Origin of the sequence: Pseudomonas lactis, assembly GCF_001439845.1 — a bacterium.
Classification (GTDB): domain Bacteria; phylum Pseudomonadota; class Gammaproteobacteria; order Pseudomonadales; family Pseudomonadaceae; genus Aquipseudomonas; species Aquipseudomonas lactis.
Genome location: NZ_JYLO01000022.1, coordinates 41577 through 62554 on the forward strand (window position 1 = coordinate 41577; position 20978 = coordinate 62554).

Annotated in this window: 22 protein-coding genes; 9 read left to right on the forward strand and 13 right to left on the reverse strand. The window is 61.8% G+C overall.

The genetic code is table 11. From position 1 onward, the window contains the following. Positions 1-5: 5 nt before the first annotated feature. Positions 6-569: a cysteine hydrolase family protein gene (locus tag TX24_RS28700; protein ID WP_057711935.1), complete on the reverse strand. Its 564-nt coding sequence runs from the start codon at positions 567-569 to the stop codon at positions 6-8. A 96-nt stretch (positions 570-665) separates the two neighbouring features. Here TX24_RS28700 and TX24_RS28705 point away from each other — a divergent pair, with 96 nt between their 5' ends. The 3 genes from TX24_RS28705 to TX24_RS28715 all read left to right on the forward strand — a co-directional run bounded on the left by TX24_RS28705 (position 666) and on the right by TX24_RS28715 (position 3660). Further along, positions 666-1637 carry a GlxA family transcriptional regulator gene (locus tag TX24_RS28705; RefSeq protein WP_044269383.1) on the forward strand — a complete coding sequence of 324 codons (972 nt, stop codon included), beginning with the start codon at positions 666-668 and terminating at the stop codon, positions 1635-1637. 168 nt (positions 1638-1805) lie between these two features. Further along, positions 1806-2915 (forward strand): DUF3182 family protein, encoded by a 1110-nt coding sequence (locus TX24_RS28710; RefSeq protein ID WP_057711936.1) that lies wholly within the window; start codon positions 1806-1808, stop codon positions 2913-2915. Then, entirely contained in the window at positions 2905-3660 is a 756-nt protein-coding gene (locus tag TX24_RS28715) for an alpha/beta hydrolase family protein (protein WP_032895080.1), read from the forward strand. The genes TX24_RS28710 and TX24_RS28715 overlap by 11 nt, the downstream gene beginning before the upstream one ends. A 113-nt stretch (positions 3661-3773) precedes the next feature. On the opposite strand, the gene TX24_RS28720 is transcribed toward TX24_RS28715, so the two are convergent. From TX24_RS28720 to TX24_RS28735, 4 genes are read right to left on the reverse strand one after another with little or no spacing between them, the layout of a single operon-like run. After that, a complete protein-coding gene (locus tag TX24_RS28720; protein WP_057711937.1) occupies positions 3774-4739 on the reverse strand; it encodes a lysylphosphatidylglycerol synthase domain-containing protein in 966 nt (321 codons plus the stop codon). Then, entirely contained in the window at positions 4729-5991 is a 1263-nt protein-coding gene (gene clsB, locus TX24_RS28725) for a cardiolipin synthase ClsB (protein WP_047711886.1), read from the reverse strand. The genes TX24_RS28720 and clsB overlap by 11 nt, the downstream gene beginning before the upstream one ends. Further along, positions 5988-6764: an endonuclease/exonuclease/phosphatase family protein gene (locus TX24_RS28730; RefSeq protein ID WP_044269375.1), complete on the reverse strand. Its 777-nt coding sequence runs from the start codon at positions 6762-6764 to the stop codon at positions 5988-5990. Before TX24_RS28730 ends, clsB begins: the two co-directional genes overlap by 4 nt. After that, the gene (locus tag TX24_RS28735; protein WP_057711938.1) at positions 6761-7687 is read right to left on the reverse strand and encodes a DUF72 domain-containing protein; all 927 of its coding nucleotides are present in this window, start codon (positions 7685-7687) and stop codon (positions 6761-6763) included. The genes TX24_RS28730 and TX24_RS28735 overlap by 4 nt, the downstream gene beginning before the upstream one ends. Before the next feature lie 188 nt (positions 7688-7875). Between TX24_RS28735 and TX24_RS28740 the strand changes: the two genes are divergently transcribed. Together TX24_RS28740 and TX24_RS28745 are read left to right on the forward strand one after the other, a co-directional pair. Beyond that, positions 7876-9960: a mechanosensitive ion channel family protein gene (locus TX24_RS28740; RefSeq protein WP_057711939.1), complete on the forward strand. Its 2085-nt coding sequence runs from the start codon at positions 7876-7878 to the stop codon at positions 9958-9960. Between the two features lie 112 nt (positions 9961-10072). Further along, entirely contained in the window at positions 10073-10957 is an 885-nt protein-coding gene (locus tag TX24_RS28745; protein ID WP_032897752.1) for a sugar nucleotide-binding protein, read from the forward strand. A 164-nt stretch (positions 10958-11121) separates the two neighbouring features. Here the strand turns inward: TX24_RS28745 and TX24_RS28750 are convergent, their stop codons facing one another. From TX24_RS28750 to TX24_RS28770, 5 genes are all read right to left on the reverse strand, one after another. Then, positions 11122-11820, reverse strand: a complete 699-nt coding sequence (locus tag TX24_RS28750) for an OmpW/AlkL family protein (RefSeq protein WP_014720136.1) — start codon at positions 11818-11820, stop codon at positions 11122-11124. A gap of 605 nt (positions 11821-12425) precedes the next feature. Next, on the reverse strand, positions 12426-12947 hold the full coding sequence (locus tag TX24_RS28755; RefSeq protein WP_032895087.1) for a DUF3299 domain-containing protein: 522 nt from the start codon (positions 12945-12947) through the stop codon (positions 12426-12428). Positions 12948-12958: 11 nt separating this feature from the next. Next, on the reverse strand, positions 12959-14224 hold the full coding sequence (locus TX24_RS28760) for an ABC transporter permease (protein WP_044269071.1): 1266 nt from the start codon (positions 14222-14224) through the stop codon (positions 12959-12961). A gap of 1 nt (position 14225) precedes the next feature. Beyond that, positions 14226-14936 carry an ABC transporter ATP-binding protein gene (locus TX24_RS28765; protein ID WP_044269070.1) on the reverse strand — a complete coding sequence of 237 codons (711 nt, stop codon included), beginning with the start codon at positions 14934-14936 and terminating at the stop codon, positions 14226-14228. A gap of 147 nt (positions 14937-15083) precedes the next feature. After that, complete coding sequence (locus TX24_RS28770; protein ID WP_047711882.1) at positions 15084-15683, reverse strand: DUF2796 domain-containing protein; 600 nt, start codon at positions 15681-15683, stop codon at positions 15084-15086. 129 nt (positions 15684-15812) lie between these two features. Between TX24_RS28770 and TX24_RS28775 the strand changes: the two genes are divergently transcribed. Next, the gene (locus TX24_RS28775) at positions 15813-16157 is read left to right on the forward strand and encodes a hypothetical protein (RefSeq protein WP_044269065.1); all 345 of its coding nucleotides are present in this window, start codon (positions 15813-15815) and stop codon (positions 16155-16157) included. 103 nt (positions 16158-16260) lie between these two features. On the opposite strand, the gene trxA is transcribed toward TX24_RS28775, so the two are convergent. The 3 genes from trxA to TX24_RS28790 all read right to left on the reverse strand — a co-directional run bounded on the left by trxA (position 16261) and on the right by TX24_RS28790 (position 18534). Next, entirely contained in the window at positions 16261-17133 is an 873-nt protein-coding gene (gene trxA / locus TX24_RS28780; protein WP_057711940.1) for a thioredoxin, read from the reverse strand. A gap of 292 nt (positions 17134-17425) precedes the next feature. Continuing rightward, positions 17426-18082 (reverse strand): class I SAM-dependent methyltransferase, encoded by a 657-nt coding sequence (locus tag TX24_RS28785; RefSeq protein WP_057711941.1) that lies wholly within the window; start codon positions 18080-18082, stop codon positions 17426-17428. Beyond that, complete coding sequence (locus TX24_RS28790) at positions 18079-18534, reverse strand: YbaY family lipoprotein (RefSeq protein ID WP_003194586.1); 456 nt, start codon at positions 18532-18534, stop codon at positions 18079-18081. The genes TX24_RS28785 and TX24_RS28790 overlap by 4 nt, the downstream gene beginning before the upstream one ends. 139 nt (positions 18535-18673) lie before the next feature. Between TX24_RS28790 and nrdR the strand changes: the two genes are divergently transcribed. The 3 genes from nrdR to TX24_RS28805 are packed head-to-tail and all read left to right on the forward strand — an operon-like array spanning position 18674 to position 20973. After that, entirely contained in the window at positions 18674-19138 is a 465-nt protein-coding gene (gene nrdR, locus TX24_RS28795) for a transcriptional regulator NrdR (protein ID WP_019818855.1), read from the forward strand. Next, the gene (gene ribD, locus TX24_RS28800; RefSeq protein ID WP_057711942.1) at positions 19135-20262 is read left to right on the forward strand and encodes a bifunctional diaminohydroxyphosphoribosylaminopyrimidine deaminase/5-amino-6-(5-phosphoribosylamino)uracil reductase RibD; all 1128 of its coding nucleotides are present in this window, start codon (positions 19135-19137) and stop codon (positions 20260-20262) included. The genes nrdR and ribD overlap by 4 nt, the downstream gene beginning before the upstream one ends. A 48-nt stretch (positions 20263-20310) precedes the next feature. Then, a complete protein-coding gene (locus TX24_RS28805; protein ID WP_044269053.1) occupies positions 20311-20973 on the forward strand; it encodes a riboflavin synthase in 663 nt (220 codons plus the stop codon). Positions 20974-20978 lie beyond the last annotated feature (5 nt).

Here is a 20978-nt window from a genome sequence, read left to right on the forward strand (position 1 = left end):
GGCGGTCACGCGGCCGCTGCTTGGGCCTTCAAATATTCCTCTGCCGACACCACACCCGCATAGCCAAAGGCCAGGGAGGCCATGTACGCGCCGTGTACCTGCGCTGCCGGAATCACCTGGCCGTTGAACTCCTGGTCGCGGGTCGCGCAGGCATCATGAATCACCGTAACCTTGTAGCCCAGGTCCGCCGCTGCCCGCACCACGGCGTCAACGCACATATGGCTCATGCTCCCCACTACCACCACGTCGGTGATGCTGCGCTGTTCCAGCAGTTCGCGCAGGTTGGTTTGGCGAAACGCATTCACGAAGTGTTTGAGTACCACCGGCTCATCGCCCTTGTTGATTACCTTGGCATGCAAGTGCGCGCCTTCGGAGCCCGGGGTGAAGAAGGGTGCGTCGTCGCCAGCGAACTCATGGCGTACATGAATCACCGCATCGCCTGCTTGCCGAAACGCCTGTAGCACCTGCGCCGCCTTGTCCGCTGCGGCTTCCACGCCGTCGAGCGGCCACTTGCCCTGGGGGAAGTAGTCGTTCTGGATATCGATTAGGATGAGCGCCTGCTTGGCCATGTATGTTGCCTCGTGATGGGTTGATGGGCCTAGTATCTTATCTGGCGATCACACCGAGAATTGGCTGCACCGACAATAACAGGGGGAAAACTGACAATGGCCGCGCAACGCAGCACTGTCGAGCTGGGTGTGTTGATCTACCAGGGCGCGCAACTCGCCGCAGTCCACGGGCTGACTGACCTGTTCGGGGTCGCCAACCGCATCGCCGCCGAGCATGAATCTGCGCAACTGCCGCTGCTGCGGGTCAGCCACTGGCAGGTAGATGCCCACGGCACGCCCGCGCGCACGTTCGACAGCCATCCCGGCCCCGACCAACCGATGATGGCCGTGCTGGTGCCACCCTCGATTGCCGAGTTCACCGAAGACCAGGCGCCGCCTGCACTGCTGCAATGGCTGCGCCAGCAACATGCGGCCGGCACCGTGCTGGGCGGTGTGTGCATCGGTTCGATCATGCTGGCGCGCAGCGGCTTGTTGGATGGTCGCAGCGCCACCACTCACTGGTCTTCCGCGAAGTCCTTTGCGGCCAGTTACCCGGCGGTGCGCCTGGAAGCGGATAAACCCATTGTCGATGACGGCGACCTGATCACCTCCGCTGGGCTGATGGCCTGGTCCGAACTGGGCCTGCGCCTGGTCGACCGCCTGATGGGCCCGAGCGTTGCAGCCGACACGGCGCGTTTTCTGGTGATTGAACACAGCGCCAGTGCCAGCCAGTGCGGTAGCAACTTTGCGCCGATTCTCAGGCATGGTGATGGTGCGGTTCTCAAGGTCCAGCATTGGCTGCAGGCCAGTGGCGCGGTGGATGTGTCCGTGGCGGCGATGGCGCAGGAGGCCAACCTGGAGGAGCGCACGTTCTTGCGGCGATTTCGCAACGCCACCGGGTTGAAACCCACCGAGTACTGCCAGCACCTGCGGGTCGGCAAGGCACGGCAGATGCTGGAGTTCACCAACGGCACGATCGATCACATTGCCTGGACCGTGGGCTATCAGGACCCCAGCGCCTTTCGCGCCATTTTCAAGAAAATCACGGGCTTGTCCCCCAGCGATTACCGCAACCGTTTTGGGGTTTGAATCGTGCAGAACGCCGCAGGGTTAACTTAGGGTCGTGCAGAATAAAACAGGCTAACGGCCATCACTTCTTGCGCAACTGATTGATTTTACGACCATCCCCGCAAACCCTATGTTGGCCTGATCCATGCAGCCCTCCTGCTACACAACGGCTGATAGAAAGGGGAACGCATGACCCCCATAAGTCGCAAGAAGCTGGTGGTCGCCCACTCCATGCGAGAAGGCGCGCCCCTGCATGAAATTGAAACCAACCGTGCACTCGCGCGCTGGCTGGCGCAGATCCTGGGGCTCAAGTTCGGTGGTAGCTACGACCCGGCCCTGCATGCGGGCCGGGAATTGTACCTGCTGCCCACGCAAACGCTGGTCGGACCTGCCCAAGCGCAACGGCTCAATATCAAAGGGCCACAAGATCTGTGGGGCGGCTATGTCGATCACGCTTTCATCTGCACCAAAGCCATCAGTCACGGCCTGCTGAGTCCCGAGGCCAAGGCGCCCGAAGGCTGGTCGCCGACATTCTGCGAGCGTGTGCGTGACGTGGTGTTGGACGGCGTGAGTGTGTTCGCCCTTGAGGATGCACGGCCTGCCGCGACCCGCTTGCTCTACAGCGGCCCGATTCGTCTGAAACCCGTAAATGCCTGTGCAGGGCGGGGGCAGGAAGTTATCCACAGCCTGGATGAATTCGACGCGATAGTGGCCCGCCCGGAAGCGGCCCGAATGTTCAATCAAGGCGTGGTGCTGGAACAAGACCTGCACGAGGTGGTCACCCATAGTGTGGGCCAGAGTTTTATCGGCGATCACCTCTTCAGCTACTGCGGCGAGCAGCACCTGACGCAAGACGGGCAGGGCGAAGAGGTCTACGGCGGTTCCGATCTGCTGGTCGTCCCCGGTGATTACGCAGCCCTGCTCGAACTGGATCTGCCTGAAGACGTGCGTAAGGCTATCGAACAGGCGCTGGTTTTTGACCGAGCCGCGAATGAAGCCTACCCAAGCTTCTTCGCCTCGCGCCGCAACTACGACATCGCCCAAGGCCTGGACAGCACAGGCCAGCGCCGCAGTGGCGTGCTCGAACAATCCTGGCGCATGGGCGGGGCCAGTAGCGCGGAAGTCGCGGCGCTGCAGAGCTTTATCAACCACCCGGGCCTGAAGGCCATCCGTGTGTCCTCGGTAGAAACCTATGTAGACCAAGCGCTGCCGGCGGATGCCATCGAGGTATACCGAGGCCCGGCCGAGAACAGCGACTTTCTACTCAAGTATGTGACGGTCCAGACTTATGACGGCTAGAAGCGAGAGCATCAGCATTGATATAGACGACGAACAAATGAGCGGGACCTTCCTCAGCCCCAAGTCCAAAGTGCCCGGTGTGTTGTTCGTGCACGGTTGGGGCGGTAGCCAGGAGCGCGACTTGGAGCGAGCCAAAGGTATCGCAGGCCTTGGGTGTGTGTGCCTGACCTTCGACCTGCGTGGCCATGCTGGCACCGGCATCCCCTTGTCCCGCGTCACCCGCGAAGACAACCTGCGCGACCTGCTGGCTGCTTACGACCGCCTACTGTCCCACCCGGCAATAGACACCTCGGCGGTGGCAGTGGTGGGCACCAGTTATGGCGGCTACTTGGCGGCGATCCTCACCTCGTTGCGCCCGGTACGCTGGCTGGCGCTGCGAGTGCCGGCACTGTACCGCGACCAGGAATGGCTCAAGCCCAAGCGCGATTTGGACAAAGCCGACCTGATGGATTACCGCGGCACCCTGGTGCACGCCGAAACCAATCGGGCCCTGCATGCCTGTGCGCAATTTACCGGCGATGTGCTGATTGTCGAATCGGAAACCGACGACCATGTGCCCCACGCCACCATCATGAGTTATCGTGCGGCGTGCCAGCAGACCCACTCCCTGACCCACCGCATCATCGACGGTGCCGACCATTCCCTGAGCGACCCGGTGTCGCAACAGGCGTACACCTCGATACTGGTGGACTGGATTACCGAGATGGTGGTGGGGGAGCGGTTGAGCATCATTCAGTCCCGATAGGTGTCGCCCTTTTGATCGCTATCGCGGGCAAGCCCGGCTCCCACAGGGGAATGCGTTCCGAGGTGGGAGCCGGGCTTGCCCGCGATAGCGATTCAACAGTCACCACGGCCTCATCAGGCTGTCTTCTTCACCCGCAACGCCTTGGCCTTGGCCTCCACCCCCAAATACATCACCAGTGCAATCAACAACGGGCAAATAAAATAAATGGCCCGGTACGCGATCAGCCCCGCCAGCAAACTCCCCCGCGACGCCTCATGTTGCAATAGCGCAATGAACACCGCCTCCAACACCCCCAACCCGGCCGGGATATGGGTGACCACTCCGGCAATCGCACTGATCAACAGCACCCCCAGCACCAACGGGTAATCCAGTTTGGCCGGCAGCAAGGTGAATATCACTGCGGCCATCAACGACCAGTTCAACGCACCCAGAGCCAGCTGCAAACAGGCCATGCGCAGCGACGGCAAGTTGATCTCGATACCGCGAATCGACCACGCGCGCTTTTTAGAAAACCGGCACGCCGCCAGGTAGCCCAGGCTCGCGAGCACCAATAACACCCCGACTCCTTGCAAGGCGCCGCTGCTGAGCTTCCAGCCCGGCGGCAGGGTCACCAACCCGCTGCTGAACACCACCCCGGCCAACGCCGTATAGCCGAACCAATTGGTGGCCAGGCTCAGGCCGAGGATCTTGGCGATATTGCTGGTGCTCACGCCCAGGCGCGAATACAGCCGGTACCGCATGGCAATGCCGCCGACCCAAGCGCTGAGGTTGAGGTTGAACGCGTAGCTGATGATGCCCACCGGCAATATCTGCTTCCAGCGCAGCGGCTGGCGAATGTAGGTGCGGCCGATCAGGTCAAAACAGGCGTAGACAATGAAACTGCACAGCGTCAGCGCGCCGGCGATGAACAATGTGCGCAGCTTGAACTCGCTCAGGGTCTGGAACACTTCGCTCCAGTCGATGCGCCGGGCGAGCAGGGTAAACAACACGATCAGCAGCACGAAGAACGCAATCGTCAGCGGTTTCTTCCAGCGCTTGAACCCAGAGGCTTGCGCTTGGGGGCGGGCTTCAGACGTCATGGGGCGTGGCCTCAAAAGGTTTCAAGCGCGGTTTGTGGGCCGGCAACCAACTGGCCAGTACCGGGAAATGGCGCATCACATGAAACACCAGGAAACCCACGGTCAGGCGCCAGAGCCACAGGCGTGGCTTGCGCTTTTCCGGCATGGTCTGGCAATGATTGTGGGCGAGTGCTTCCAGGCGTTCGTAGAGCTGTTGATTGAAAGCCCGGTCGCGAATCAGCACGTTGGCTTCTAGGTTCAATGCCAGGCTCAGTGGGTCCAGGTTGCTGGAGCCGACGGTGCTCCATTCGTCATCCACCAACGCCACCTTGCCGTGCAGCGGGCGTTGGCAGTATTCGTGAATCACCACGCCATCTTTGAGCAAGTAGTCATAGAGCATGCGCGCGGCCAGTTTCGCCAACAGCACGTCCGGCTGGCCCTGCATGATCAACTGCACGTGCACGCCACGGCGCGCCGCGTTACGGATCTCGCGAAGCAGGCGGTAGCCGGGGAAGAAGTAAGCATTGGCGATCACCACCCGCTGCCGGGCCTGGCTCAAGGCGTGGATATACGCGTCTTCGATGTCATCACGATGCTGGATGTTGTCGCGATAGATCAGGCGCACCAGGCCGTCGCCTGGCTCGTTTGTCCAGGGCGAAGGCCGTTGTTGGCGCCGTCGCCAACCGCGACGGCTGCGCACCTGGCGGCCACTTTGGGCGAGGGCGAAATGGTGCAGGTCTGCCACAGCCGGGCCGATCACCTGTACTGAGTAATCCTGCTTGGCTTCGGGGCCGAAATCCGCCAGGTGGTCGGCGGAAAAATTGATCCCGCCGATAAACGCCACGCGGGCGTCCACCACGACGATCTTGCGGTGCAGGCGGCGAAACCAGTTAGTGCGTATGCCGAGCGTCTTGGGCGCCGGGTCGAACATCTGCACCATCACCCCGGCCTCGGCCAACTCCCGCAGGAAGCCCGGGCTCAGTTCGCCGCAGCCAAAACCGTCGAGGCTGACCACCACCTTCACCCCGCGCTTGGCCGCCTCGATGAGGATGCTGTGCAGCTCAAAGCCGACCTTGTCTTCAAAGAGGATAAAGGTCTCCAGCAGGATCTCGCGCTCGGCGCCGCGCAACGCCTCGAATACGGCAGGAAAGTATGCCTCGCCGTTCTCCAGCAACTCCACGCGGTTGCCGCTTTGCCAGCCGTAATCCAGATCCCGCGCCTTGCTGTCGTCTGGCGGTTGGTCTGTGGCGATATGGTCTACCGCAACGTTCATAGCTCCACCTCCACCGACAGCGGCACATGGTCTGAAAGATGGGACCAGGGGCGAGTGGTGAGCACGCGCGGGTTGTGCACCTTCAAATTGCGCACATAAATGCGGTCCAGCGGCAGTAGTGGCAGGCGCGCCGGGAAGGTGCGCGCCGGTTTGCCGAGGGTGTGCATGAACACTTCCTGCAAACCGCTTTGACTCAGGTCGGCTTTTTGCCGCCAGTCGTTGAAGTCGCCGGCGACCACCAACGGCGCATCGGCCGGAATCTCGCGGATACGTTGTTCCAGCAACCGCAATTGTTGTTGGCGATGCACCTCGCGCAAGCCCAGGTGGATGCAGATCGCGTGCACCTGCTGACCGCTGCCCGGCAGGCGCAGCACGCAATGCAGCAGGCCGCGGTTTTCATGGCCGCTTTGCGATATGTCGAGGTTGTCATAGCGGATGATCTGAAATTTGGACAGCAGTGCATTGCCATGGTCGCCATGGGGGTACACCGCATTGCGCCCATAGGCAAACTGCGGCCAGATGCTGTCGGCGAGGAACTCATACTGCGGCATTTTTGGCCAGTCGCTGTAACGCTGCGGATGGCGTTCGTGGGTGCCATGGATCTCCTGCAAGAACACCATGTCTGCGCCCACGCTGCGCACCGCTTCACGCAGCTCGGGCAAGATGAAGCGGCGATTCAGTGCGGTGAAACCCTTGTGTATATTGACCGTCAGCACTGTAAAGCGAGTGATGGCGGTGGTCGGCGGGGTGGGGATCAGCTCTGGATGTGTCATGGCAATACTCCTGGTTCCGGCAGCCGGCCAGGTTCGGTGAGCAGGTGTTGGTCCAGCCCGAAACGTTGCAGCAATTGGCGTGCATCGAAGGGCGCGCGAACTTTGATGTCGTTGTCGAAAAAGCAGAACACATCGCGCTGTTTACGCCTGCGGGGCGTGTGGTGCGGGTCGACCAGGTGTGCATCGGCAGGCTGCTTGCCGTGGGCCCAGCGCTCGATGCGGTCACCCCAGCGCTGGAGCGCTTCGGCGCTATAGCCACTGGCGTATAGCTGCTTGTCGCCGTGCAAGCGCAGGTACATGAAGTTGGCGGTCACGTCTTCCATGTACGGCCACTTGCCTGCGGTGTCCGCGACCACCAGGGCCACCCCGTGCTTATCCAGCATCTGGATGAACTCCGGCACGGCAAAACTCGTATTGCGAATCTCCACGGCATGGCGCAACGGCTTCTTGGCATAGGCCTTCATGCTCGCCTTGCCGTTAAGACGCGGCTCATGCTGGCGCGCGAGGGCGGCGGCCTGTTGGGTGTCGGCGGGTAATTCAGCCAAAAAGGTTTCAAACAGCGTGGCGTCGAATTTGAAGCTGGGCGGAAACTGCCAGAGGATTGGGCCGAGTTTTTCTTTGAGTTCCAGCACCCCGGAAGCGAAGAAATTCGCCATCGGCTTGTGTACATCGCGCAGGCGCAGGATATGCGTGATGAAACGGGGCGCCTTGACACTGAACATGAAACCTTCAGGCGTATCGGCATACCACTCGGCATAGCGCTTAGGGGTTTGCAGCGCGTAGAACGAGCCGTTGATTTCGATGCTGTTGACGGCGCGTGACGCAAACTGCAACTCGCGTTTCTGGGTCAGCCCTTCGGGGTAGAAGTCCCCGCGCCAGGGCGTGTAGCGCCAGCCGGAAATGCCGATGTGAATCGCCGCCATGTGTGCTCCCGTGGTTGGTGGGTGAGGTGACCTCCGTTATGGGATGACTGCGCTATTTGGCTGAAAGTTTCCACATTCCTACAGGCGGTACAGGGTAGGAAAAGATGCGAGGGCATCGCCCATGCGGGGAACGATCAAGGCCTAAACCCGTCAGTTCCTTACAGACCCTGCTGAAGGAGCTCGCTGTTTTGCTGAATCTAAAGACTGCATTACTGCTCGGTGCGTTGCTGCTTTGCGGTAACGGCGCACTGCAAGCCGCAGCGACGGCACCCGCTGCCGAGACGCCGGCCAAGCCGGAATTGCTGGTGCAAGGCGGGCTACTCGGGGCCATCAGTTCCAGCATTGATGACGTGCAAGACAAGCTCGACCTCAACCAGAACCTCATTGACGCCTGGCGCCTGCGGGCCGACCGCGCCGCAGACGAAGTAGGGCGTCTGGTGGACCAGACCACCGCACGCTCGCCGTGGAGCGTGGCCGGCGATTTCCTGCTGTTGTCTGGCGTGTGGGCCGGTGCCTTTGCTTTGCTGACGATGCTGGGGCGCCTGGTTGTGAAACGCGCGAGCCGTCGCCCATTCCTTGCGCGGCGTCAACGGCTGCAAGGCTTGCTGGGCTATGTGGTGCCCTACACGATTCCAGCGCTGATCTGCTTGCCGTTGACCCTTTATGTCAGTCACTTTTTAGCCGCGTCTGTCGGCCGAGCCCTGGCGCTGTGTTTTGCCTACGCCACCAGCAGTGGCATCTTTTCCACCTCGCTGTTGCTGTGCGTCATTGTGATGTTCAACGTCGGGCACAAGCGGCCTGCGGTGCGGATCATTCGTGACTATTGCCCCAAGCCTCTATTCCTGATCGGCTTTCTCGCGGCCCTCAGCGATGCGCTGACCAGCCCGCAAATCGCTCGGCAACTGGGCGGCAATATCACCAGCAGCATCGCTGTGTTTACCGGCCTGTTTGCCGCGGTCATCTTTGGCGTGCTGGTGGTACGCCTGCGTCGCCCGGTGGCCCATTTGATCCGCAACCGGCCGTTGGCCCAGCGCCTCAAGCATCCAGCATTGCAACAGTCGCTGCGGGTGTTTTCCGGGCTCTGGTACTGGCCGATTCTGTTGATGGTGCTGGTCTCGGCGGTCAACCTGATTGGCGCCGGTGACGACAACCAAGAGGCCCTGCGCTGCGCGCTGCTCACCACCTTGTTACTGATCGGTACGGTGTTTCTCAGCACTGTGCTGCAACACCTGTTCAAGTCCCGCAGTCAGGTATCGATCCAACGCAGCAGCGCCTACAAGGAACGCTTCCTGAGTTTGCTGCACGCGATTTTGCGTATCGTCATGGCCATCGCGTTTATCGAGATACTCGGGCGTATCTGGGGTGTCTCGTTGTTCGAATTCGCCCAGCGCAACTCCGTGGGCCGGGCCATCAGTGACTCCCTCAGCAGCATCGGCCTGATCCTGTTGGTGACCTGGCTGTTCTGGGTGGTGCTCGACACCGCGATCCAGGAAGCCCTCAAACCACCGGTGAATAAACGCTCCAGCCGCCAGCCCAGTACCCGGGTCAAAACCATCCTGCCGCTGCTGCGCAATGCGGTGAAGATCATCCTGGTGGTGATCTGCGCGATCACCACCATGGCCAACCTGGGCATCAATGTCGCGCCGTTGCTGGCGGGCGCCGGGGTGGTGGGCCTGGCCATCGGTTTCGGTTCCCAGCAACTGGTGCAGGACGTGATCACCGGCCTGTTCATCATTATCGAAGACACCCTGTCCATCGGCGATTGGGTGGTGCTCGACTCCGGCCACGCCGGCACCGTCGAAGGCCTGACCATCCGCACCCTGCGCCTGCGCGACGGCAAGGGCTTTGTGCATTCTGTGCCGTTCGGGCAGATCAAGGCGGTCACCAACCAGTCCCGTCAATTCGCCTATGCGTTCTTCTCGGTGCAGTTCACCTACGACACCGACGTGGACAAGGCCGTGGAGCTGATCCGCGAAGCCGGCCAGTCGATCCGCGACGATGTGTTCCTCAAGTACAACCTGCAAGGGCCGTTGGAAGTGTTCGGGGTGGACAAGATGGACCTCAATGGCGTGGTGCTCACCGCGCAGTTCCGCACGGTTTCGGGTGGCCAGTACGCGGTCAGCCGTGCGTTTAACCAGCGTCTGAAAAAGCTTGTGGATAACTGTGAGGCGGTGCACTTCGCCCAGACTTATCCACAGCAGCTCTTGCTCGCACCGCGTACGGCGCTGAAACAGGAGGCCGCCGAACCCGACGTCAAGACACTTAATCCGTGACGGTTGCGCTACAAGCCCGCAAAATGCAACGATTCTGGCAATGACCTACGACAGCGCACACACGCCTGTCGATAATAACCATCGTTCCAAACAGACCGGGCCTGCTCAATCTATGCGAATGCGCCTTATGTTACTGGGCGGCGGGAATGCCCTCGGGCAGGCGCTGATTCGCCTCGGTGCGGAGGAAGACATCGGTTTCCTCGCCCCCAAACCGCCCCAAGACGGCTGGGATGCCGCAAGTCTCACCCAATTGCTCGACGACACCCGTCCCGATGCCTTGATCAACCTCGCCTACTATTTCGACTGGTTCCAGGCCGAAGCCGTGAGCGAGTCCCGCTTGGCCGCCCAGGAATTCGCCATCGAACGCCTGGCCGAGCTGTGCCAGCATCACAGCATCACCCTGCTGCAACCGTCCAGCTACCGCGTATTCGATGGCTCCCGCGCCACCGCCTACAGCGAGAAAGACGAGCCGGTGCCCCTGGGCCTGCGCGGCCAGGCGTTGTGGCGCATCGAACAAAGCGTGCGCGCCACGTGCCCGCAGCATGTGCTGCTGCGGTTTGGCTGGCTACTGGATGACAGCGTCGACGGCACGCTGGGGCGCTTCCTGGCCCGGGCTGAAAAACCGGATGAGCTGTTGATGGCCGACGACCGTCGTGGCAACCCGACGCCGGTTGACGACGCCGCACGGGTAATTATCTCGGTGCTCAAGCAACTCGATTGCGCCGCGCCACTGTGGGGCACTTACCACTACGCCGGCCACGAGGCGACCACGCCGTTGGCGCTGGGCCAGGCGATTCTCACTGAAGCGCGCAACTTCCATCCGTTGGCCATCGAGTCCCCCACCGCCCAGGCTCACGCAGCGCGGCCGGATGCGGCGGATGAACCGCAGCATGCGGTGCTGGCCTGCAAGAAAATCCTGCATACCTTCGGCATCAAGCCACGGGCATGGCGGGCAGGCTTGCCGGCGCTACTGGATCGCTTCTACCGCCATAGCTGACACCCCCAAAACCAAAAGTGGGAGGGGACTTATGTGGGAGCTGGCTTGCCTGCGATAGCATCACCTGGGTATCACTGATACACCGAGGTGTCTGCATCGCGGGCAAGCCCGGCTCCCACATAAGCCCCCTCCCACATGGGTTATGCGGTGTGGCTTAACCGGACTTAGAACTTGTAGCCGATACCCACCATGTAAACCATCGGGTCTACATCCACATTGACCTTGGCCCGAGTGCCCTGGCCCAGCGCGTTGTTATCCACAGTCGCTTTGGTGCTGATGTCGATGTAGCGCGCCTGGGCGTTGATCATCCACTTGTCGTTGATCATGTAGTCGGCGCCGATCTGCGCGGCCCAGCCCCAGGAGTTTTCGGCCTTGAAGTTGCTGAAACCGGCCTGTTCGGCACGGCTGCCCACGTGTTCGTCGTAGATCCAGGTGTAGTTGATACCGGCGCCCACATACGGCTGGAACGCAGACTTATGATCCAGCGGGTAGTACACGACGCTCAAGGTCGGCGGCAGGTGTTTCAGGGTGCCGAGCTTGCCGTTGGCGGCGCCCAGGGCGGTGTTCTTGATCTTCACGTCATGCTCGAACGGCGTGGCCGCGAGCAGTTCGATGCCGACGTGGTCGGTGATCATGTAGGCGAAGTTCAAGCCCAATTGGGTGTCGCTGCTCATGGTCGCCTTGCCGCCCAGGTTGGTACCGGCCAATGGGCCCTGGTCAACTTTGACGCTGCTGCTGTCGGCCTTCGGGTTCACGGTGATTGCACCGGCGCGAACTAGAATATCGCCCGCCTGGTGGGCGTGAGCGACGGGGGCGACGAGGGCGAGCGCGAAGAGGGACGCGCCGAGCAGAGACTTGTTCATGGGAGCTCCAAAGGACGTTTAAAAGTTGTACGTCCAATGGTAAAGATCGTTCCGTTCGGTCTTTTGACTCAGCTCAATGAAAGGGTGATCAGTCACTTTTGCCACTGATCTAAACCTGTGGGAGCTGGCTTGCGTGCGATGGCCATAGGTATCTACACAACTTTGGTGCGACGCCGGACTGTGGCGAGGGAGCTTGCTCCCGTGACGGCCTGACAGCCGACGCTGATCTACCAGACACACCACCATCCAAATGTGGGAGCTGGCTTGCCTGCGAAGACGGCCTTACAGAGTACATATCCATTGCTGCGGTAACGGCCACTTAGGGTTCCGCCCTGACGGCGGCTAAACCGGCATCCCTGCCGGTTTACCCCCCCCAAATCCCTGTCGAATTCCGGCCAGCGTGGTTTAACGGGGCGCCTAAGATCAAAAGCAGATCAAGATCAAGAGCAGCTCGCTTCGCATCTTGGTTACCGTCCACCGTTACAGCGTTGTGTAGATACCTATGCTGCGATAAAGCTGGTTCAGTTAAAGACTCAGTGACTGATACACCGCCTTCGGGAGCAAGCCCGCACACATTTGGATCTTCGGTGTGTTTGCTGGTGGGGTTATTCCTCGAGCTCGTACATATAAATCTTCTGGGCATCCATCTGGTAACCGGCATCGGCCAATTCGCTGGACGATGGCTTGACCTGCATCGCGCCTTCGATCCAGTACGGTTGATACAGCTCATCGAGCTTCACCCCCACCTCGCTTTTCACGTGCACGATCTGGTTCGACGGCGGTGGCGGCACATGGATGCAGGCGCCGAAATACGGCACCAGCAGAAACTCCGTGGTGCGGCCTTCTTCGCTGACTTCCAGCGGCACGATATACCCCGGCAGGCGAATGTGCTGGCCATCCAGGCTCTGTACCACCGGCGCGTTGGGCATGTCCTGCTTGGCCGCCGGCGCGGCTTCGGCGGACAAGGCATCGGCCATGTTCGACAGGTCGTGCAGCGGCTTCATATTGGGCACTTCGGGTGGCGCATCAGGCGGGATCATCTCCTGCCAGGACAAATCCTTGGGCTGCTCCTGCGCCCAGGCAGGCACGGCCATCAACAACAACAGGGCAAACAGGGCACGACGCATCGAAGCCTTCCTCATAAACGGATGGACAGGCCATCGGCCAAAGATTGGCGGTAGGCGCGCCACGCGGGCACGCTGCCCATCAACAGGGCGGCTGCCAGGATACCGGCGAGCAACGTCCATTCATATTCGCTCGGCCACGACATCGGCAGGTCCAGGCCGTAATTGGCCTGCAAATAACCCCGCGAGGCGGCAATGCACAGGTACAGCAACCCCAGGCCCGCCACCACGCCGGACAAGGCCAGGGCGAAGGCTTCGAAGATCAGCAGCGTTGCGATGTGCCAAGGCCGCGCACCCACCGAGCGCAGGATCGCCATCTCGCGGCGGCGCTCGTTAAGGCTGGTGAGGATCGCCGTGAGCATGCCGATCAAACCGGTCAGCACCACGAACAGCGAGATCACAAACAAGGCTTTTTCGGCAGTGCCCATCATGCTCCACAACTCTTGCAGCGCGACGCCGGGCAGGATCGCCAGCATGGGCTCGCCACGGAATTCATTGATCTGCCGTTGCAAGGCGAAGGTGGAAATCTTGTTGTTCAGGCCGAGCATGAACGCGGTAATGGCTTGCGGCGTGAGGTCCATATTGCGCGCCTGGTCGGCACTGATGCGGCCTTTGCCCTGTGCCGGCACGCCGTTGTGCCAGTCGATATGGATCGCTTCCATGCCGCCGAGGCTGATATGCAGCGTGCGGTCCACCGGCGTGCCGGTGCGCTTGAGAATGCCGACCACTGTGAACGGTTTGTCGTCATGCTTGACCAGGCTGACCACCGCCACGCCGTGGGCCAGCACCAGCTTGTCACCGAGCTTGTAATGCAGGGCCTCGGCCACTTCGGCGCCGAGCACCACTTCGAACGGGTCGGTGGCGAAGGCGCGGCCGCTGGCCAGCTCGAGGTTTTGCTTGCGCCCGTACTGGTAGTGCTCGAAGTAGGATTCGTTGGTGCCCATCACCCGGTAGCCGCGATGGGAATCGCCAAGGGAAATCGGAATCGCCCATTTCACTTGAGGGCTGGCGGCGAAGTGCTCGTAGCTGTCCCAACGGATGTTGTTGGTGGCGTTGCCGATGCGGAACACCGAGTACAGCAGCAGGTTGACCGAGCCGGAACGGGCGCCGACGATCAGGTCGGTGCCGCTGATGGTGCTGGCGAAACTGTTGCGCGCCTCGACGCGCACACGCTCCACCGCGAGCAGCAAGCAGACGGAAAGCGCGATGGCAAACGCGGTGAGGATCGCGGTAAAGCGGCGGTTAGCCAGGCTGGCCATGGCTAGACGGAACAGATACATCTCAAACCTCTGCGGGCATGGCGGCGCGATTGAGTTCGGCCAGCGACAGGTTGCGGTCGAACAGCGACGCCAGGCTCTGGTCATGGCTGACAAACAACAGGCTGGCGCCCGCTTCGCGGCATTCGGCGAACAGCAACTGCAGGAAGGCTTCGCGGGCGTCGTAGTCCAGGGCCGAGGTGGGTTCGTCGGCGATCACCAGCTCTGGCTGGCCGATCAGCGCTCGGGCAGCGGCCACCCGTTGTTGTTGGCCGATGGACAGCGAATCGGCACGGCGTTCCAGCAGGCTCGGGTCCTTCAAACCCAGGTGTGCGAGCAAGGTCGCAGCGGCCTGGTCGACGCTGCCGTGACGCTGCTTGGCCCGTTGCGCGCGCAGCTTGGAAAAGTGGCAAGGCAACTCGACGTTCTCGCGCACTGACAGAAACGGCAGCAGGTTGAACTGCTGGAAGATATAGCCGGTGTGGTCCACACGGAAACGGTCACGGGCGCCGGCCGAGAGTTCGGTCAACTCTTGGCCGAGCAGGCGAATGCTGCCCTGGCTGGGCTTCTGCACGCCGCCCAGCAGCCCCAGCAAAGTGGTCTTGCCACTGCCGCTTGGGCCCTTGAGGAACAAGGTTTCCCCGGGTTCCAGGCGGAACGCGGGAATGTCCAGCAACTGCGGGTGACCGGGCCAGTTGAAGCCCAGGTCGGACAGTTCGATTAACGCTTGAGTCATGGGAAGTCAGTGTCGCCTGGTAGTCGAAAATGGCGCCGATCCACTGTGGGAGCTGGCTTGCCTGCGATGGCATCGCTGCAGTGTGCCTGCTGCACCGCGTCGCCTGTATCGCAGGCAAGCCAGCTCTCACATGGACCTTGTTTCAAATCAGAACTTCAGCGTGGCGGCGGTTGCCGTTGCGTCAACACCTTGCTGACCGCTCGGGCCGATCAGTTGTACCTGAATTTTCTGGGTGGCGGGGAAGGTCTTGAACACCTGGCTCAAGTCCAGGTTGCCCAGGGCTGTCGGTGTGGCGCAGGTGAACTGGTAATGGGCGTGGATTTCACTGTGGTCGTGATCATGCTTGTGGGCGGCGGCGCCTTTGCCGTCGGTGGCGTGGTCATCGTCGTCATGCTCGGCTTCCGGTTTGTCACCGAACAACGGGCTGTTGAGTTCCTGGCTGCTGACCACACAACCTGCGGCCTTGGGCAGGTTGAACAGGGCCGATGGATTTTCCAGCTGTTTGCGCACGGCGGCGACCTTGGCTTTGTCGGCGGCGCTGGTGGCTACATGTTCGAAACCCACCAGGTTCATGGCCGGGCTGTCCAGTTCCAGCTCCAGGGCCTGGCCGTCCAGCACGGCATTCAGGCGCCCGACGCCATGTTCATGGGCGCCGAGGCTGCCGTGCTCGTGGTCATGGTCTTCGTGAGCATGAGCGACAGCCAGTGGCAGCAGGGCAAACGGCAAAGCGAGCAGCAAACGGCGCATGAGAGAGCTCCAGGATGAAAGTTTTGTTATGTGATCTTATAACAATTGAACCGAGAGTTTGACCGCCCGCTTGGTGTTGCGCAAGCTGCGTGGGAGCATGCCCGTCAGAAAAATGCAGGAGTAAGGACGATGTTGCGAATTCGTGGAACCATCGGCGACCTGCCGGTGGACTTGACCTTGGAGCTGGACGACGGCGATTGGGCGCGATTGGGCGCCCAACTGCAGGCCGCGCCAACGCCCAGCGCGCCTACTGCGGCACCGGTCAAACAGAACGAAGACCTGTGGCAGAACGCCCAGGATTTACTGCGCAAGGCCGGGCAACTCAATGGCCTGGAATTGCTCGACCAACTCGAAGGCCTGGCCGGCGATGCCGGGGCGGGCAAGCGCCTGCTGGTGCGCCTGCGCCACAGCGCCAACGTGAAGGTGGCCAGCGGCGGCGACACCCCGCTCTACACCTGGGTCGGCGCTTTGTAGGAGCGAGCTCGCCCGCGAAAAACTCTCAGGTACCACGTTCATCCAGGATGCCCGCGTTATCGTTGTCGTTATTCGCGAGCAAGCTCGCTCCTACAAGGTTGGGTTAGTACAGCGCGGCAAACAACTTGCGGCGGTACACCGTGACCAGCGGGTGATCATTGCCCAGCAATTCGAACACCTGCAGCAAGGTTTTGTGGGGTAGGCCTTCGCTGTAGCCGCGGTTGCGGATAAACAACTTGAGCAGCCCTTCCAGCGCCGCGTCGTATTGCTGGCGCGCCAATTGCTGGATCGCCAACTGATAGGCCGCTTCGTCATCCAGCGGGTTTTGCGCCAGGCGGCTTTTCAGATCGGCGGCGTCCGGCAAGTCCGCAGCCTGGCGCAGGAAGGTGATTTGCGCCTTGGCCCCGGCCAGGGCGGCCTTGTGGTCGTCGCTCTTGACCGCGTCGAGCACGGCCTGGGCTTCACCCAATTCACCGCGCTCAGCCAGGCAACGTGCATACAGGATCAGCGCGGCGGCGTTGGTGTTGTCTTCGCCCAACAACTGCACCAGCAGCGCTTCGGCCTCGCTGATGCGCCCTTCGCTGAACAGCGCCTGAGCCTGCTCCAGCGGGTCCGCCGCAGCCGGTGGTGGCATTTGCACATGGGGCTCTAGCATTGCCCGTACTGCCGACTCCGGCTGTGCCCCGGCAAAACCGTCCACCGGTTGGCCATCCTTGAACAGCACCACCGTCGGCAGGCTTTGAATGCCAAAACGCGCCACGATGTCTTGTTCGGCTTCGCAGTCGACTTTTGCCAGCAGCAACTCGCCCTGATAACTCTCGGCAATCTTCGCCAGCATCGGCATCAGCGCTTTGCAGGGAGCGCACCACTCGGCCCAGAAATCGACCAGTACGGGCTTTTCGAAGGAGTTCTGAATAACGGCCTGGTCGAAGTTGGCGGTGGTGACGTCGAAGATGTACGGCGTGGGCTCACTCATGGGGCATCTCGAATAAAGCGGGAATGGGGGCAACTATAAGGGCTGGCGAGGTTGGCTGAAAGTATCGTGGTAGCTCCCATCTTGAAATGCATTCCCCTGTGGGAGCGGGCTTGCCCTAATGCCAGTCAGTTAAGCGGTCATCGCCTTGCGTAGGAGCGAGCTTGCTCGCGAAAAACGTGAACGATAACGCGTGCTTGCTGAATGAACGCGGCGCCTTTGAGTTTTTCGCGAGCAAGCTCGCTCCTACAAAAAAACCTTAACTGACTGGCATTAGGGCTTGCCCGCGATGGCCTCAAGCGCGCCGCGAATGGTACAGGCTCACCTTGCGAAACTCCCAAGGCTCAGCCAGATCTGGCAGGGTCAAGGCCTCGAGGATCTCCAGCCGCCGGTAATCCGGATGCTGGAAATCCCGTACCCGCGAATCCGCCACCAGCGCTTCGCGGCCACGGGTGAGGAACTGATCCAGCAACGGCAAGTTGGCGCGGTCGTAGAGCACGTCGGCCACCAGAATCAGGTCGAAGCGGTCGGCTTCGGCAAAAAAGTCTGCCGAATAACTCAGCGGTACCTGGTTGAGCTCGGCATTCGCAAGGCAAGCGGCCAAGGCAAGTGGGTCAAGGTCGCAGGCCACCACCTCCAGGGCGCCAGCCTTGACGGCGGCGATCCCGGCTACGCCCGAACCTGCGCCGAAATCCAGCACGCGTTTGCCGGCGACCCACTCGGGATGCGCCGCCAGGTAACGCGCCAATGCCAGGCCGCTGGCCCAGCAAAAGCTCCAGTAGGGCGGCTCATGCAGGATGCGCCGGGTTTCTTCCTGGCTGAAGGCGCGGTCCATGTTGTCGGCGTCCAGCAGCCACAACGACAACGCGGTGCCCGGCAATGGGCAGGGCACCAATTGCGCATCGCCAATCAACGCGCTCAAGGCGTGTTGCAGGCCCAGCGGTGGCGTCATGGCGCCTTGACGAGTTGCAGGGGGCCGGTGCTCTGGGTGATCGCCTGGGTGACGCGCACGGCAGGCAGATGCAGGATCAACTGGCCGGACTGGCTGGCGCGGCCGCGCAATTCCACGCGCGCACCGGCCGGGAAGGCTTCAGGGTTAAAGCGCAGGCGGAAGGCCAGGGGCTTGCCGTTGCCGCTCAGTACGCTGCTGGCGAGCAGTTGCTGCGGGCGCGAACGGTCGTCGATCACCAGGAGCGCCATCTCGACTTCGGCACCGGCAGGCACGTTGGTCAGGCTGCCGCTGATTTCGCGCTGATAGGCGGGCAGGGGGCCGAGGTCTTCAATGCCTGGGACTTTTTTCTCTTGCGCCGGGGTGGGTTGAGGCGCGGCCGGCTTGGGGGCTTCGCTGCTGCAGGCGACCAGAAAACTGAACAGGCTGAGTAGAACGAGTGGTCGTAACTGCATGTACGGCTCCAGAAAGGACAAAATCCGTGGCTTAAAAATATGAAACATATAAGCCTGCCTATATACCGTAAAGGCTATGGCTTGTCTTGCCACAGGGATGCGCTACCATGGCCCTCCCATTTTTTGTTGCCTGCCAACCATGCACTGTCCCTTCTGCGGTGCCAACGACACCAAGGTCATCGACTCGCGTCTGGTCGCCGAGGGCGACCAAGTGCGTCGCCGGCGCGAATGCCTGGCCTGTGGTGAACGTTTCACCACCTTCGAAACCGCCGAACTGGTGTTGCCGCGTCTGATCAAGTCCGACGGCAGCCGCCAGCCTTTCGACGAAGAAAAACTGCGCGCCGGTATGCAGCGCGCCCTGGAAAAACGCCCGGTGAGTGTCGAGCGCCTGGAAGCGGCGCTGGTGCATATCAAGCACAAGCTGCGGGCGACCGGCGAGCGCGAGGTCAAGAGCCTGGTGGTCGGTGAGCTGGTGATGGGCGAGCTGCAAAAGCTCGACGAAGTCGCCTATATCCGTTTTGCCTCGGTGTATCGACGCTTCCAGGACCTCAATGAGTTCCGCGAAGAGATCGACCGCCTGGCCCGTGAGCCCTCCAAACAATGACCTCTGAACAGGCTGTGCTCGACGCCCACTACATGGCCCGCGCCCTCGAATTGGCGCGCAAGGGCCTGTACACCACCCACCCCAACCCCCGTGTTGGCTGCGTGATCGTGCGTGACGGGCAGATTGTCGGCGAAGGCTGGCATGAGCGCACCGGCGAACCCCATGCCGAGCCCAATGCCCTGCGCGCCGCTGGCGACAAGGCCCGTGGCGCGACGGTGTACGTGACCCTTGAACCGTGCAGCCATCATGGCCGTACGCCGCCCTGCGCCGATGCGCTGGTGACCGCCGGCGTAGCGCGGGTAGTGGCCGGCATGCAGGACCCGAACCCTGAAGTGGCCGGGCGGGGCATGCAGCGCCTGGCCCAGGCCGGTATCGAGGTGCGCAGCGGTGTGTTGGAAACCGAAGCGCGGGCGCTTAACCCCGGCTTCCTCAAGCGCATGGAGCAGGGCCTGCCGTTTGTGCGGGTCAAGCTGGCGATGAGCCTGGACGGCCGCACGGCGATGGCCAGCGGCGAAAGCCAGTGGATCACCGGCCCCGCCGCCCGTGCTGCGGTGCAACGCCTGCGCGCCGAAGCCAGTGTGGTGCTGACCGGTGCCGACACGGTACTGGCCGACGGTGCCCGCTTGACCGTACGCGCCGCCGAACTGGGCCTGGATGAAGCAACCACCGCCCTGGCCATGTCGCGCCCGCCGTTGCGCGTGCTGATCGATGGCCGCCTGCGGGTGCCGCTCAACGCGCCGTTCTTCAAGGCCGGCCCGGCATTGGTCATCACCTGCGTCACCCCAGAGAACCAGTTTCCCCGTGGCCCTGAGTGCCTGGTGGTGCCTGGCGTGGAAGGCCAGGTAGACCTGCGCTCGGCATTGGTCGCCCTGGCTGCCCGTGGCGTCAACGACGTGTTGGTGGAAGCTGGGCCAAGCCTGGCCGGTGCGTTTGCCCAACAAGGCCTGGTGGATGAGTACGTGATATTCATCGCCGGCAAGTTCTTAGGCTCTGCTGCCCGCCCGTTGCTGGATTGGCCGCTTGAGAAGTTGGCCGATGCCCCCCAACTCAAGATCACCGACATGCGCGCTGTGGGCGACGACTGGCGAGTCACTGCCATCCCCGTCCCAGCAGTGAGCGTATAATTCCCGGCCTGCGCTTAAGCGTCAGCCCCTCGTTTTCAGGAGAACGAAATGTTCACCGGCATTATCGAATCCATCGGCAGCATCCGTGCAATGACCCCCAAAGGCGGCGATGTCCGCCTGCTGGTTGAAACCGGCAAGCTGGACCTGGGCGACGTCAAGCTGGGCGACAGCATCGCCGTCAGCGGCGTGTGCCTGACCGTCATCGAGCTGCCGGGCAACGGCTTTGCTGCCGATGTCAGCCGGGAAACCCTGGACTGCACCGCGATGAACGACCTCAAGGCCGGCAGCCCGGTCAACCTGGAAAAAGCCCTGACGCCCACCACGCGCCTGGGCGGTCACCTGGTCAGCGGCCATGTCGACGGTGTCGGCGAAGTGGTGGCGCGCAGCGAAAACGCCCGCGCCGTGGAATTCCGTATCCGCGCGCCCAAAGAGCTGGCCAAGTACATCGCTCACAAAGGCTCGATCACCGTCGATGGCACCAGCCTGACCGTGAACGCCGTGAATGGCGCCGAATTTGAACTGACCATCATTCCCCACACCCTCAGCGAAACCATCATGGCCTCGTACCAGCCGGGCCGCCGGGTGAACCTGGAAGTGGACTTGCTTGCCCGTTACCTGGAGCGCCTGTTGCTGGGCGAAAAGGCCGCAGAGCCTGCAGCCGGTAACATCACCGAAAGTTTTCTGGCCGCTAACGGCTACCTGAAATCCTGACCAAG

What these genes read in the sequence shown, in the direction of transcription:
- TX24_RS28700 (WP_057711935.1), bottom strand. Translation starts at nt 569, where the DNA reads ATGGCCAAGCAGGCGCTCATCCTAATCGATATCCAGAACGACTACTTC.
- TX24_RS28705 (WP_044269383.1), top strand. Translation starts at nt 666, where the DNA reads ATGGCCGCGCAACGCAGCACTGTCGAGCTGGGTGTGTTGATCTACCAG.
- TX24_RS28710 (WP_057711936.1), top strand. Translation starts at nt 1,806, where the DNA reads ATGACCCCCATAAGTCGCAAGAAGCTGGTGGTCGCCCACTCCATGCGA.
- TX24_RS28715 (WP_032895080.1), top strand. Translation starts at nt 2,905, where the DNA reads ATGACGGCTAGAAGCGAGAGCATCAGCATTGATATAGACGACGAACAA.
- TX24_RS28720 (WP_057711937.1), bottom strand. Translation starts at nt 4,739, where the DNA reads ATGACGTCTGAAGCCCGCCCCCAAGCGCAAGCCTCTGGGTTCAAGCGC.
- clsB (WP_047711886.1), bottom strand. Translation starts at nt 5,991, where the DNA reads ATGAACGTTGCGGTAGACCATATCGCCACAGACCAACCGCCAGACGAC.
- TX24_RS28730 (WP_044269375.1), bottom strand. Translation starts at nt 6,764, where the DNA reads ATGACACATCCAGAGCTGATCCCCACCCCGCCGACCACCGCCATCACT.
- TX24_RS28735 (WP_057711938.1), bottom strand. Translation starts at nt 7,687, where the DNA reads ATGGCGGCGATTCACATCGGCATTTCCGGCTGGCGCTACACGCCCTGG.
- TX24_RS28745 (WP_032897752.1), top strand. Translation starts at nt 10,073, where the DNA reads ATGCGAATGCGCCTTATGTTACTGGGCGGCGGGAATGCCCTCGGGCAG.
- TX24_RS28750 (WP_014720136.1), bottom strand. Translation starts at nt 11,820, where the DNA reads ATGAACAAGTCTCTGCTCGGCGCGTCCCTCTTCGCGCTCGCCCTCGTC.
- TX24_RS28755 (WP_032895087.1), bottom strand. Translation starts at nt 12,947, where the DNA reads ATGCGTCGTGCCCTGTTTGCCCTGTTGTTGTTGATGGCCGTGCCTGCC.
- TX24_RS28760 (WP_044269071.1), bottom strand. Translation starts at nt 14,224, where the DNA reads ATGTATCTGTTCCGTCTAGCCATGGCCAGCCTGGCTAACCGCCGCTTT.
- TX24_RS28765 (WP_044269070.1), bottom strand. Translation starts at nt 14,936, where the DNA reads ATGACTCAAGCGTTAATCGAACTGTCCGACCTGGGCTTCAACTGGCCC.
- TX24_RS28770 (WP_047711882.1), bottom strand. Translation starts at nt 15,683, where the DNA reads ATGCGCCGTTTGCTGCTCGCTTTGCCGTTTGCCCTGCTGCCACTGGCT.
- TX24_RS28775 (WP_044269065.1), top strand. Translation starts at nt 15,813, where the DNA reads ATGTTGCGAATTCGTGGAACCATCGGCGACCTGCCGGTGGACTTGACC.
- trxA (WP_057711940.1), bottom strand. Translation starts at nt 17,133, where the DNA reads ATGAGTGAGCCCACGCCGTACATCTTCGACGTCACCACCGCCAACTTC.
- TX24_RS28785 (WP_057711941.1), bottom strand. Translation starts at nt 18,082, where the DNA reads ATGACGCCACCGCTGGGCCTGCAACACGCCTTGAGCGCGTTGATTGGC.
- TX24_RS28790 (WP_003194586.1), bottom strand. Translation starts at nt 18,534, where the DNA reads ATGCAGTTACGACCACTCGTTCTACTCAGCCTGTTCAGTTTTCTGGTC.
- nrdR (WP_019818855.1), top strand. Translation starts at nt 18,674, where the DNA reads ATGCACTGTCCCTTCTGCGGTGCCAACGACACCAAGGTCATCGACTCG.
- ribD (WP_057711942.1), top strand. Translation starts at nt 19,135, where the DNA reads ATGACCTCTGAACAGGCTGTGCTCGACGCCCACTACATGGCCCGCGCC.
- TX24_RS28805 (WP_044269053.1), top strand. Translation starts at nt 20,311, where the DNA reads ATGTTCACCGGCATTATCGAATCCATCGGCAGCATCCGTGCAATGACC.